Annotated in this window: 12 protein-coding genes; 6 read left to right on the top strand and 6 right to left on the bottom strand. The window is 68.9% G+C overall.

Going from position 1 to position 12,704, the window contains the following annotated elements:
- From flgA to BDI24065_RS38070, 4 genes are all read left to right on the top strand, one after another.
- The coding region (gene flgA, locus BDI24065_RS38085) for a flagellar basal body P-ring formation chaperone FlgA (protein WP_175035525.1) at positions 1 to 731 on the top strand (731 nt) is incomplete at its 5' end.
- Between the two features lie 118 nt (positions 732 to 849).
- Positions 850 to 1,179, top strand: coding sequence for a flagellar biosynthesis anti-sigma factor FlgM (gene flgM / locus BDI24065_RS38080; RefSeq protein WP_175035524.1), 330 nt, complete (start codon positions 850 to 852; stop codon positions 1,177 to 1,179).
- Between the two features lie 72 nt (positions 1,180 to 1,251).
- Positions 1,252 to 1,692 (top strand): flagella synthesis protein FlgN, encoded by a 441-nt coding sequence (locus BDI24065_RS38075; protein ID WP_175035523.1) that lies wholly within the window; start codon positions 1,252 to 1,254, stop codon positions 1,690 to 1,692.
- A 171-nt stretch (positions 1,693 to 1,863) separates the two neighbouring features.
- Positions 1,864 to 3,219: an SGNH/GDSL hydrolase family protein gene (locus BDI24065_RS38070; RefSeq protein WP_175035522.1), complete on the top strand. Its 1,356-nt coding sequence runs from the start codon at positions 1,864 to 1,866 to the stop codon at positions 3,217 to 3,219.
- Positions 3,220 to 3,238: 19 nt separating this feature from the next.
- On the opposite strand, the gene BDI24065_RS38065 is transcribed toward BDI24065_RS38070, so the two are convergent.
- A complete protein-coding gene (locus BDI24065_RS38065) occupies positions 3,239 to 5,089 on the bottom strand; it encodes a M24 family metallopeptidase (protein ID WP_175035521.1) in 1,851 nt (616 codons plus the stop codon).
- A gap of 426 nt (positions 5,090 to 5,515) precedes the next feature.
- Between BDI24065_RS38065 and BDI24065_RS38060 the strand changes: the two genes are divergently transcribed.
- A complete protein-coding gene (locus BDI24065_RS38060) occupies positions 5,516 to 6,301 on the top strand; it encodes a helix-turn-helix domain-containing protein (protein WP_175035520.1) in 786 nt (261 codons plus the stop codon).
- A gap of 50 nt (positions 6,302 to 6,351) precedes the next feature.
- Here BDI24065_RS38060 and BDI24065_RS38055 read toward each other — a convergent pair whose 3' ends face one another.
- The 4 genes from BDI24065_RS38055 to BDI24065_RS38040 all read right to left on the bottom strand — a co-directional run bounded on the left by BDI24065_RS38055 (position 6,352) and on the right by BDI24065_RS38040 (position 11,505).
- Complete coding sequence (locus BDI24065_RS38055; protein ID WP_175035519.1) at positions 6,352 to 7,593, bottom strand: multifunctional CCA addition/repair protein; 1,242 nt, start codon at positions 7,591 to 7,593, stop codon at positions 6,352 to 6,354.
- A complete protein-coding gene (locus tag BDI24065_RS38050) occupies positions 7,590 to 8,237 on the bottom strand; it encodes a glutathione S-transferase family protein (RefSeq protein ID WP_174937526.1) in 648 nt (215 codons plus the stop codon). Before BDI24065_RS38050 ends, BDI24065_RS38055 begins: the two co-directional genes overlap by 4 nt.
- 72 nt (positions 8,238 to 8,309) lie before the next feature.
- Positions 8,310 to 9,269 carry a complex I NDUFA9 subunit family protein gene (locus tag BDI24065_RS38045; RefSeq protein ID WP_175035518.1) on the bottom strand — a complete coding sequence of 320 codons (960 nt, stop codon included), beginning with the start codon at positions 9,267 to 9,269 and terminating at the stop codon, positions 8,310 to 8,312.
- Between the two features lie 283 nt (positions 9,270 to 9,552).
- Complete coding sequence (locus tag BDI24065_RS38040) at positions 9,553 to 11,505, bottom strand: lytic transglycosylase domain-containing protein (protein ID WP_175035517.1); 1,953 nt, start codon at positions 11,503 to 11,505, stop codon at positions 9,553 to 9,555.
- 8 nt (positions 11,506 to 11,513) lie between these two features.
- On the opposite strand from BDI24065_RS38040, the gene BDI24065_RS38035 reads away from it, so the two are divergent.
- Positions 11,514 to 12,122 carry a 5-formyltetrahydrofolate cyclo-ligase gene (locus BDI24065_RS38035; RefSeq protein ID WP_175035516.1) on the top strand — a complete coding sequence of 203 codons (609 nt, stop codon included), beginning with the start codon at positions 11,514 to 11,516 and terminating at the stop codon, positions 12,120 to 12,122.
- Between the two features lie 62 nt (positions 12,123 to 12,184).
- Here the strand turns inward: BDI24065_RS38035 and BDI24065_RS38030 are convergent, their stop codons facing one another.
- Entirely contained in the window at positions 12,185 to 12,697 is a 513-nt protein-coding gene (locus tag BDI24065_RS38030) for a winged helix DNA-binding protein (protein WP_027788908.1), read from the bottom strand.
- Positions 12,698 to 12,704: the final 7 nt, after the last annotated feature.

Below are 12,704 nucleotides of genomic sequence, written 5' to 3'. Positions count from 1 at the left end.
CGGCCCGCGCCGCGTCCGCCGCGCCGGCGCCGCGCGCCGCACCGGTTTCCGCGAACTTGGCCCCGGCGGCCAATGCCGCCAACGCGGCCCAGCCCGCGACGCCGCCCGGCCAGCAGGATCCCGAGTCGATCCGCCGCACGGCCCTCGCATTCCTGCAGCAGCAGATCGCGGGCCTGCCCGGCAAGACCACCGCGACCGTCACGACCGCGTTTCCGCGCGGGCTCGCCGCGTGTACGACGCTCGAACCGTTCCTGCCGACCGGTGCGCGCCTGTGGGGCCGCACGACGGTCGGCGTGCGCTGCGCGGGCGAGCGGCCGTGGACCGTCTACCTGCAGGCGAAAGTCACCGTGCAGGCCACCTATTACGTCGCCGCGCGCCAGATCGCGCCCGGCGAGCCGCTCTCCGCGGCCGACCTGGTCGCCCGCGACGGCGACCTGACGGTGCTGCCGCTCGCGGTGATCACCGATCCGGCGCAGGCGATCGGCTCGACCGCGCTCGCGCGCATCTCGGCCGGGCTGCCGCTGCGGCAGGACCTGCTGAAGAGCGCGGCGTCGGTGTCGGCCGGCCAGCAGGTGCGGGTCGTCGCGGCCGGGCCCGGCTTCACGATTTCGGCCGAAGGCAGCGCGCTGGCGAATGCCGCGCCCGGCCAGTCGGTGCGAGTGCGAATGGCGGCGGGCCAGATCGTCACGGCGATCGTCAAGGACGCCGGCACCGTGGAAATTCCGTTATAGGGACGGATAGCGCCGCAAGAATGTAAAGAATTGTTTATTCGGAGCATTTCGGGCTCGCGATGCTAAAGTTCGGGCCGACCCGGCCGTTATCTGGGTCAAACCGAACAGGAAACCCATCGTGAAGATCGATTCCACTCCGAACCCGAGCCCCCTGGCACCGACCGGCAACGGCGCGACCCGTGCGCAATCCGGCACGGCCTCGTCCTCGTCCGCGCAGGCGGCCGATGGCGGGTCGACCGGCGGTGACTCGACCGTGAACCTGTCGGGTCTGTCCGGCCAGTTGCGTTCGGTATCCGCGTCCGGCACCGGCGATATCGACACGGGCCTGGTCCAGTCGATCAAGGACGCGCTGAACAACGGCACGCTGACGATCGACGCGAACAAGATCGCCGACGGCGTATTGAATACCGCCCGAGAGCTGCTGCAGCAGCAGCGTCCGGGCAGCTGAAGCCGGCCTCGCGAGGCCGGTCCCCCCGGTTTGCCGGCGCGTCCGACGCGCCGGCGCGACGAGCATGACGCGATGAGAGAAGAGCTGCTGGCCACGGTCAACGACGAACACGCGACGGTCGAAGCGTTCGCGTCCCTGCTCGCCTACGAGGAAAAGGCGCTGACGATGGCGCAGCCGCTCGAGATGCTGCCGGGGATCGTCGAAAAGAAAAGCGAGCTGATCGACCGGCTCGCGCAGCTCGAACGCACGCGCGACACGCAGCTTTCCGCACTCGGCTTTCCGTCCGGCAAGAAGGGGATGGACCAGGCCGCCGAGCGCGATGCCCGCCTCGCCGGCCGCTGGCAGTTGCTGCAGCAGTCCGCCGAACGCGCGCGCCAGGCCAATGCGAACAACGGGATGCTGATCCGGATCCGGATGGACTACAACGAGCGCGCGCTCGCGGTGCTGCGCTCGGCGCCCGCACCAGCCGGCGTCTACGGCCCCGACGGGCGCGTGTCGGCACTCGCGCGCTGAAGCACTGACTGACCGGCGGCAGCGCCGCCACCGTACTTTCTGCCTCTCGCCGCCATGTGCGGCATCTCACGTTTCGACAGACCGGGCCCGAGCCCGGCACTCACGGTCCCTTCCGATACACGGCTGCGCAGCCGCGCCGCCGTCCCGTCACAACAATCAGAAGAGGGCCGCATGCCGTATTTCCGCATTCCGTTTTCATCCCGCGTCGCCGCCGTTTCCGCCGTCGCGGCGCTGGGCGCTGCGTTGACGCTCCCCGCCGCGCAGGCCGCCGGCCCCGCGCCGCTGCCCACGCCGACGGGCGACATGTCGCTGTCGCCGGCCGGCCCCGACGTCGTGCCGCCGGCCGCATCGAGCACGCCGGGAGCCACGCCGCGCGCGTCGCGCCGCGGGTCCGACACCTACACGTACCTGCGCTGCTGGTACCGGATCGACGCGGATCCGCTGAAGCCGGCCTCGACCTACGAATGGGCGCGCAACCCCGCCGGCGGCGACTGGTATCGCGTGTCCGGCTACTGGTGGGCCGACGGCATCACGCAGTGGAAGAACATGTTCTACAGCACGACGACGCAGGACACGCTCGCCGACGTGTGCCGCAAGACGCTGGCCGCGAAAGGCATCAAATCCGACCTCGTGCAGGCGGTCGCGGCGAACAACGCGCTGTCGTTCAACTACACGGTGTGGACCATCGATGCCGCGCAGCAGGACGCGCGCGTCAACAAGCTGATCGTGTTCGGCGACAGCCTGTCCGACACGCAGAACATGTTCAACGCGAGCCAGTGGAAGCTGCCGAACGGCACGAGCTGGCAGGCGGGACGTTTCAGCAACGGCCCGGTGTGGGCCGAATATCTCGCCAACACGCTGCGGCTGCCGTTCTACAACTGGGCGATCGGCGGCGCGGCGACCGACCAGTACCTCGTCGTGCCGGGCCTCGTGCAGCAGATCGACTCGTGGCGCGAATACATGGATCGCGCGCCGGACTACCGGCCCGCCAACACGCTGTTCGCGGTGTTCGCGGGCGGCAACGATCTGGTGAACTACGGGCGCTCGCCCGAGCAGGCGGCGAATGCGGTGCGCGACAGCCTCGAGCGGCTCGCCGCGGCCGGGGCGACGCGGATCATGCTCGTCACGCTGCCGGACGTGTCGCGCGCGCCAGTGTTCGCGACCCGCACCGACACCGCGAGCGTCGCCGCGCAGGTGAAGGACTACAACCAGCGCCTCGCCGACGCGGCCGCCGCGCTGCGCGCCCGCTACGGCGCGACGCTGCGGCTCGAGGTGTTCGATGCGTACGCGCTGTTCGACGACCTGCTGAGCCATCCGGCCCAGTACGGCTTCGACGATGCGAAGCGCTCGTGCCTCGACATTCCGAAGCCGTCGTCGTTCACCTACATGGCCGCGCAGACGCCGCGCGCGGACTGCCGCGATCCGGCACGCTTCGTGTTCTGGGACACGCTGCACCCGACCACGCGCACCCACGCATGGCTCGCCGAGCGGATCGCGCCGCTCGTGCGGGCGCGTCTGCTGAACTGACCGGCGCGGGCGGCGGTGCTTACAGCAGCGGACACGCGGTGACCTGCGTGCCGCGCTCCACGCACAGCCGCTCGTAGTCGCGCAGGTACGCGCGCTCGCCGTCGTCCAGCAGGTCGAGATCGATCAGGTCCCAGTCGTAGCCCACCGTCACGATGTTCTCGAACGTGACGGTGTCCGGCTGCGCGTCGTCCTGGTGGATGATCACGATGTTCTCGATCCGCACGCCACCCTTGCCGGGCACGTAGATGCCCGGCTCGACCGAAATCACCGCATTCGGCACGAGCCCGTACTTCGCGCCCGGCGCGAACCGCACGCCGCCCTCGTGCACGTGAATCCCGACGCCGTGCCCGGTGCCGTGGCCGAAATCGTGGCCGTGATCGCGGCACACCTGCCGCACCACCGCATCGACATCGCCGCCCTTCGCGGTGCTCGGGAAGCGCGTGACGAGCCCCTTGATGCAGGCTTTCAGCGCGACCGTGTAGATCTCGCGCTGCCACGGCTGCGCGACCGTATCCGGCCGGGTTCGGCGCAGCACGACGCGCGTGCAGTCCGTCGCGAAGCCGGCTTCGTAATAGGCCCCGCTGTCGAGCAGCACGAGTTCGCCTTCCGTCAGCTCGACGTCGGCGCTCGCCGCGGTGTAATGCGCGAACGCGCTGTTCGCGCCGTTCGCCGCGATCGACGGAAACGTCAGCGCCACCGCCGAGCGTGCGCCGTACGCGTCGTTGATCGTACGCGCCAGGTCGTATTCGGTGTGGCGTGCGCCCGGCTCGCCGGCCTTCGCCCAGCGCATCGTCTCGGCGATCGCCGCCGAGCTGCGCGCGAACGCATCGCGGAACCGGTCGAGCACCGCCGGCGTCTTGCCGGCCCGCATCGCCTCGACCGGGCTGAAGTCGGCGTGCCGCGCGTGCGGCCACACCCGCTTCACCGCGTCGACGAGCGCGCAGTTCACCGATTCGAAGCCGTAGCACACGTGCTCGACGTCGAACTGTGCAAGAAAGCGCTCGAGCGCCGCGACGTCGCGCCGGATCACGTGCAGCGCCGGATACGACGCGAGCGTGACCTCGCAGCGGTCGCAGCCTTCCGGCAGGAACAACGCCACCTGCCCGCCGACCGCGAACAGGAAGCCGAGGTGCGACGATGCATTCGGGATGTGATAACCGCGGCTGTTCAGCAGGTACGCGAGGTCGTCCGACGCGCAGGTGAAGAACGCGGTCTTGCCGTCCGGCGCGCCGGTATGCGCGGCGAGCTTGCGGTTGAGCGTATCGACGTTCTGCGCGACGCTCAGGCCGGTCGCCGATTCCGGCACCTCGAAGATCGGCCGCTCGACGACCCAGCCCGGCAATGCGATCGCGCGATCGATCTCGCGATCGGCGAGGCTCGTCCAGTCGAGCGACGCCGCCTGCGTCTGCTCGAACAGACGATCGCGCTGCCCGACGCTGATCCGCAGCGCGTCGTAGCCGACCCGTGCGAGCCGGCTCCCGTGCGCGACCAGCCAGTCGGCCATCGCCTGCCAGATCGTCACGTTCATCTCGAGCTTCTCGATGCGCACGCACGCCGGATCGCACTGCTGCTCGGCCTGCAGGTGATAGCGGCCGTCGACGAACAGCACGAACGGGGGCAGATCGAGCGCCTGCGCGGTCGCCGCGCTCAGGAAGATCCCGCAGCCCGCCGAGCCGTTGAAACCCGACAGCGCATAGCGCGGATTGTTGGCGAGCGGCAGGTACTCGGTCACGTATTCGTCCTGCGACGTGACCAGCACCGCGTCGAGCCGTGCGGCGTCGAGCAGGCGCGACAAGCCAGCTTGCGTGTCGGCGACGGACGCGTCGTACGGGGGAAGGCCGGAGAAGCTGTATTTCAGTCGATCGATCATCGGAAGCCCGTTATGCATTGTTGTCGGCGGCCGGCGGTGACGCGGCGGGGAGCAAGCCCGAGGCAGGCCTGACACGGCACGACGCCGCTGCACGGTCGGCGCTCGACCCCGCATGGCGCCGGGCCGCCGTTCCGTTCCGGCGGCAGGCCCTTGAAAAAATTTCGTCCCACTTAATTTTGTTTGATGCGCGCAGCAGAATCTAGAGCACGCCGAAATTGAGGTCAAGCTAAAATTTTCGTAGGGCTAAAATCGGCGCGGCGCCTGCGTATCCCGGCACAACGTGAATTCACCCGGCGACACAGCGCGGTACAATTCGCCGGCATCGCCGTCCCGACGGCCGTGCTTCGTGCGATGCGCGGAAATCCCTGTCCGGCGGCTGCACCGCCCGTCCGCTCGCCTCCCGACTCGTTGCCACGAAAGAGATTCATGGATTCAGACATCATGCGTATCGGCCAGCGGATTCGCCGCCTGCGCCGGGAAGCGAAGAAGACGCTGCTGGAAGTCGCGACCGAAGCGAAGCTGTCGGTCGGGTTCCTGTCCCAGGTCGAGCGCCACCTCACGGGCATCTCGCTGTCGTCGCTCGTCAACGTCGCGAAGGCACTCGGCGTGCCGCTCAGCGCGCTGATCGACCAGCCGCGCCAGGCGCAGCCCGATTCGTACGAGGGCCGCCGCAAGCCGTACGCGCTCGACGCCACGTCGCAGTGGTACGAACGCCTCTCCACCACGTTCGACGGCAGCCAGATCAACGCGCTCAAGGTGCAGATGATGGAAGGCTATCGCTCGGAATGGGTCGCGCACGGCGGCGACGAGTTCGTGTACGTGCTGGCCGGCCGGATCTGCTACACGGTCGGCAAGAAGGATTACCCGCTGTCGCCCGGCGACTCGCTGCACTTCGACGCGCGCAAGCGGCACCGGGTCGCCAACGTGGGCGACGGGCCGGCCGAGGTGATCGCGGTCGGCACGCTGCCGCTGTTCGACGACCGTGGCGCCGGGTTCGTCTCCGCGACGATGGACGTCAGGAAACCAGCGCCCGTCGCGCGCGCGACGCCGGGCGAGCCGCGCGCGAGCCGCCGTGGGTCGGCGCCCAAGCAGGCGGAACGCGATCGTGACGCCGGCGCGGCAGGAAAAGAAAAGAAGGCAGCGACCAAGCCGCGCGCATCCGCCGGCAAACGCCCGGCGGCCGCGAAGCCGGCGCGCAAGAAGAAGTCGTAACGGTTGCCGGGAGAGAGGCAGGCGCGCGACGCGCACCCTTCCCGTCGGCCCTATTCCCCGATCTCGAGCGCCTGCGCGACGGCCTCGATCCGTGCGCGATGCACGGCTTCCCTGATCTTCTCCGTGTCGTTGCCGATGCCGCGCGCGATTGCACCGGCGTCGACGCTGCGCGCGGCCGAGAGCGCGACACGCAGCCGCTCGGCCTGCGGATACGGCTGCGCTTCGAGCCCGAGCCGCCCGCGCGCATCCGATTCGCACGCCTGCAGCATCTCGGCGAAACGCGCCGGCTTGCGCAGCGCGTCGCTGCGCTCGAACAGCCGCACCAGCGCGGCCGCCCCCATCTCCATCACGCGATGCAGGTTGCCGTGCTCGCGCGCGACGACCAGCGCGAGATCGCGGCATTCGTTCGGCACGCGCAGCCGCTCGCACAACGGCTTGAGCAGGTCGACGCTGCGACCCTCGTGGCCGATGTGGCGCGGCAGCACGTCGGCCGGCGTCGTCGCCTTGCCGAGATCGTGCGTGAGCGCCGCGAAGCGCACCGGCAGCGAATAGCCCTGCTTCGCCGCATAGTCGACGACCATCATCACGTGCACGCCCGTGTCGACCTCCGGGTGGTAGTCGGCGCGCTGCGGCACGCCCCACAGCGCATCGACCTCTGGCAGGATGCGCGCGAGCGCGCCGCACTCGCGCAGCACCGCGAACATCCGCGACGGCTTCGCCTCCATCAGCCCGCGCGCGATTTCCTGCCACACGCGTTCGGGCACGAGCGCGTCGACCTCGCCCGCGTCGACCATCCGCCGCATCAGCGCGAGCGTTTCGTCCGCGACCGTGAAATCCGCGAACCGCGCGGCGAAGCGTGCGATGCGCAGGATCCGCACCGGATCCTCGACGAACGCATCGCTCACATGCCGGAACATGCGCGCGCGCAGGTCGGCCTGCCCGTCGAACGGATCGATCACGGGCCCGACCAGCTCGCCCTCCGGGCTCACCTCGCGCGCCATCGCGTTGATCGTCAGGTCGCGCCGCGCGAGATCCTCGTCGAGCGTCACGTCCGGCGCGTAATGGAACTGGAAGCCGTGATAGCCGGCCGCCGTCTTGCGCTCGGTGCGCGCCAGCGCGTACTCCTCCTGCGTCCGCGGATGCAGGAATACCGGGAAGTCCTTGCCGACCGGCCGGAAACCCTGCGCGGCCATCTGCTCGGGCGTTGCGCCCACCACCACGTAGTCGCGGTCCTGCACGGGCACGCCGAGCAATTCGTCGCGGATCGCCCCGCCTACTGCATAGATATTCATGGCGTCGGCTCGTACTCGGCGATCACGTTCGTTTCGCGGCGCGCGGCGTCGATCCAGCGCTGGACCGCCGGCAGCGCCGTCACGCGGGCCGCATAGCCGGCCGCTTCCGGCGACAGGCCCGGCGCATACGTGTTGAAGCGCATCACGACGGGCGCGTACATCGCATCGGCAATGCCGAATTCGCCGAACAGGAACGGCCCGCCCGACGCCTCGAGACACTCGCTCCACAGCGCATCGATGCGCGCGACATCGGCGAGCGCGTCGGGTGTCGCGCCGCGCCCCGGCATCGACGCGCGCACGTTCATCCCCATCTGCGTGCGCAGCGCCGCAAAGCCCGAATGCATCTCGGCCGCGACGCAGCGCGCATGCGCGCGCTCGAGCGGATCGGCCGGCCACATCGGGAATTGCGGATAACGTTCGGCGAGCGTCTCGGCGATCGCGAGCGAATCCCAGATCGCGACGCCGTGGTCGTCGACCAGGCACGGCACCTTGCCGGACGGCGAATACTCGCGGATGCGTGCGGCCGTGTCATCGTGGCGCAGCTCGATCGCGATCTCGTCGAACGGGATGCCGAAATGCGCGAGCAGCAGCCACGGGCGCATCGACCATGACGAGTAGTTCTTGTCTCCAATGACGAGTTTCATGACGGGGTTCCGGAAAACGCGAAGGTGGTAAGGAAAACGCCGAACGGCGGCGCCCCGGGCGGCCTAGCGGCCCTAGCGGCGCGAGCGGAACCAGTCGAACCGGGACCGCTGCGCGGTATTGCCGAGATACGCGGGCGCAATGCTTTCGAGACTCGCGGGCGAGATCCCGAGTTCCGGCGCGAGCGGCCCCGACAACACGTTCGGCACCGACATCGTCGCGAGATTGTCGCGCGTGAGCACGGGTTCGCCGGGCAGGCATTCGAACACGCTCGCCTGCAGCCGCGCGAGCGCGTCGGGCAGGCGCACGATGCGTGCCTGCCGGCCGACCAGCGTGCCGCAATAGCGCACCAGCTGCTCGAGCGTGTAGACGGTCGGGCCGCCGAGTTCATAGGTCTTGCCGTGTGCGGCCGCAAGATCGAGCGTGTTGACGAACGCGCGCACGACATCGCCGACGAACACCGGCTGGAAGCGCGCGTCGGGCATCGCGAGCGGCAGCACCGGCACCGAGCGCTGCAGGTTCGCGAACGTGTTGAGGAACGCATCGCCGGGACCGAACACGACCGACGGGCGGAAGATCGTCAGCGCGAGCGAATCGGTCGCCGCGATCGCATGCAGCGCGGCCTCGCCGTCGCCCTTCGAGCGCTGGTACATGCTCGCACCGTGCGAATCGGCGCCGAGCGCGCTCATGTGCAGCACGCGCTGCACGCCCACCTCGGTGCAGGCGGTCGCGAGCGCGGCCGGCAGCGTGACGTGCGCGCGCTCGAAGCCGGGCCCGTACGGCGTGCCGCGGCCGCCGTGAAGCACGCCGACGAGGTTGATCGCCGCGTGCGCACCGGCGACGAAGCGCGCGAGCGTACGCGTGTCGAGCGCTTCGAGCTCGACGATTTCGACCGGCAGCATCTGCAGGTGGCGCGCGTGGTCGCGCCGGCGCGTGCCGATCCGTACCTGCTTGCCGGCTTCGATCAGCGCATTGACGAGCCGGCTGCCGATGAAGCCGGTGCCGCCCAGCAGCGCGACGGTCTGGCGATCCATGGTTCGAGCCTCCTAGGGCCTGTTCCCGCTAATAACGGGCTTGCGAACGTGTCTTGCCGGTCGCAGTGCAAGAAGCAAAGCGCCGTTTGGCCATGCCAAACGCCCCGAAGGAAGTCCCCTTGGGGGACAAGCGACGCGCGACGCCCCAATGCGGCCGGCAAGGCACGTTCCCCTGACCAGGAAAAATCACAAATGGGGCTGGCCGCCAGAAGGGCCCGTTATTAGCGGGAACAGGCCCTTAAGCACACTGCCGCGTCTCGCGCGGCAGTGTGAAGATCGCGTATCAGGGCGAGATCATGCCTAGACGTTTCTTCAACGACTGCGGTTTGCCCTCGAAGAGCGCCGCGTAGTAGACGGTGTTCGACAGCACGTTCTTCACGTAGTCGCGCGTCTCGTTGAACGGAATCGTTTCTGCGAAGATCGCGCCTTCGACCGGCTGCGTCAACACCTGGCGCCACTGGCGCGGCCGGCCCGGGCCCGCGTTGTAGCCGGCCGTGGCGAGCACCGGCGAGCTGTCGAAGTTGTTGTAGATGTCCGCCAGATACCAGGTGCCGAGCTGGATGTTGGTATCGATGTCGTGCATCTGCGCGCGCGAGATCGTGCCCATGCCGAGCTTCTTCGCGACCATCTGTGCGGTGGCCGGCATCAGCTGCATCAGGCCGCCCGCGCCCACCGACGAACGCGCGCTCGTGATGAAGCGCGACTCCTGGCGGATCAGCCCGTACGCCCATTCGGTGTCGAGGCCCGTCGACTGCGCGTAGCGCTCGACAATGTTGCGGTACGGCGACGGGTAGCGCAGCGTGAAGTCGTGCTCGGCCTTCGTGCGGTCGGCCGTGTTGACCGTGCGGTCGAGCAGCTCGACGCGCTTGCCGTATTCGGCCGCGGCCAGCAGCTGGCGATCGGTCATCCCGCGCAGCGGCCAGTTCCATTCGCGGTTGCCTTCGAGGCGCAGGTTCAGCCCGTAGAAGCGCTGCGCGAGCGCGAAGCCCGGAATCTTGCTCATCGCGTCGATCTCGGCGTCGCTCACCTTCGTGCGCGGCGGGATCGTCGTGCGCTGGCCGAGCTCTTCGCCGGCGAGCTGCCCGTAGAAGTTGAACTGGCCCGCGACCTGTTCGAATTCCTGGTTCGCCTGCAGCGTGTCGCCGCTCTGCTTGAGCGCGCGCGCATGCCAGTAGATCCAGGCCGGATCGTCGCGCAGCGACGGCGGCATCTGCTCGATCGACCAGCGCACCATCGGCCAGTTGCCGGCGAGCAGCGCGGCGCGCGTGCGCCATTCGTAGCCCGGGTTCGACAGCGGCGCATTCGTGGATTTCGCATACCAGACCGACGCGAGCGGCGAGCGCTTGATCGCGCCCTGGTAGCCGATCGCGCCCCACGCGATCGCCTGTTCCTGCTTGGTCAGCGACGCGGCGACCGACGTCAGCATCCCGGCGGCGGCGTCCGGATCGTTGCGCGCCATGCGGCTGAGCGCGATCAGCGCGAGCTGGTGCGACGCCGCGTCGGCGCCGACGCCGCGCGCGAGGTACAGCGGCGGCGCGCTCGTCGCCTGGTCGAAGCCGACCGGGCGCGGGCCGAGCGCGTCGACGATCTTGCCGCCGAGCGTCGTGTAGTTCTGCTCGTACGCGAGGCGCGCCTGCTGCCACACGTCGTCGTTCGTGAACTGCTGGTTGACCGTCAGCGCGGTGATCAGGTCGACGCACGCGTCGCCGTAGTTCTTCGGCTCGACGAGCAGCGCGCGTGCCGCATCGGCGACGTTCTCGCCGCGCGCCGCGCGCGATTCGAGCGCATAGCACTTGACCTGCGTGTCGTCGTCGAGCACGAAGCGCTTGTATTGATCGTCGAAGTTGCGCCAGTCGTGGCGCGCACCGAGCACGAGCAGGTAGTCGTTGCGCAGGCGGTCGGCGATCGCCTGGCCGTCGTAGCGCTGCAGGAACGACTGCACGGGCGCATCCGGCGCATCGACGCGCGCGCGGCCCGTCGAATCGAACAGCTGCGGCTTGATCTGGAAATACTCGACGTAGGACGGGACCGGATAGTTCGGGATCATCGACGCGAGCTGCGCGGCTTTCGCAGCGTCGTTGCGGCGTGCGGCTTCGCGAAGCTGCACGAAGACCTGGTCATCCCCGGAGACCGTATCGTCGTTCGGTGCGGCGCACGCGGCCGTACCCGCGACGAGCGCGGCGGCCGAAAGTGTCAGCGCGACCGCGCGATATACTCGGAAAAGGCTGTTCGACATCGTTTTGAATGGAGCACGAAGTGAGCGAAAGCATAGCACGCAACCCTGTGCCAAACCCGAAGGTTGCGCTACGCAAAACGCTGTCCGGCGCGCGTCGCGACGCCGCGTCGCAACCCGCCGCGAACGCCGCGCTCGATGCGCGGCTGCGCACGCTGCTCGAACGGCTCGCTCCGCGCACGGTCGGGTTCTACTGGCCGCTGCCGGGCGAATTCGATGCGCGCGAGGCGGTGCTCGCGTGGTGCGCGGCCGGTGCCGGCAGGCAGGCCGCGCTACCCGTGATCGACGAGCGGCACACACCGCTCGAGTTCCATGCATGGGACACGCACACGCCGATGCGCGAAGGTCATCACCGGATTCCGGAACCCGCGTCGGGGATCGTCGTCGTGCCCGACCTTTTGCTGATTCCGTGTGTCGGATTCGATCTGGAGCGCTACCGGCTCGGCTACGGCGGCGGCTACTACGACCGCACGCTCGCCGCATGGCCTGGCAGCGAGTTGCCGGTGACGGTCGGCATCGCCTATGAAGCGTGCCGCGTCGATGCGCTGCCGGCCGAAGCGCACGATCTCGCGCTGCGCTGGATCGTGACCGACGGCGCGCTCTACCCGGCCGTCGGATGATGCGGCGGGCGGCGCCGCTCACCCGTCAGCACAACGCCGCGCGCCTTCCTTGCCGCAACCGTTTACAGCGACGCCGCCGCGCGCGCGGCCGTGTCGTACAGGCCCGATGCGTTGCGCAGCAACTGCGCCGCGTCGCCGATCTGCTCGTTCGTGAGCCCGCTGTCCTTCAGCGTCTCGATCAGGCAGTGCTCGCGCACCTCGCGGTACTTCAGGCACAGGTCGCGGCCCGCGTCGGTCGCGAAGAAGAACACTTCCTTGCCGTTCTTCTCGCTCTTCACATAGCCGCGGGCGATCAGTTTTTTGAGCGCATAGGTCGCGACGTGCGTATCCTCGATATTGAGCACGAAGCAGATGTCGGCGAGCTTCTTCTTGCGTTCGCGATGGCTGACGTGATGCAGCAGCGACACCTCGACCGCCGTCATGTCCTTCGCGCCGGCCGCCGACATGCAGCGCACCATCCATCGATTGAAAGCGTTGCCTGCCATGATGAGCCCGTATTCGAGCTCCGACAGCTCTGCGCTCGAATCGGAAACGAGGTGTTCGGATGACACGATCTTGGTCGCAGGACGCTTCATGGAAAGG

Source organism: Burkholderia lata (assembly GCF_902499025.1).
Lineage (GTDB): Bacteria > Pseudomonadota > Gammaproteobacteria > Burkholderiales > Burkholderiaceae > Burkholderia > Burkholderia lata_C.
The sequence above is the reverse complement of the archived record's forward strand: the minus strand, read 5'-3'. Positions and strand labels throughout refer to the sequence as shown.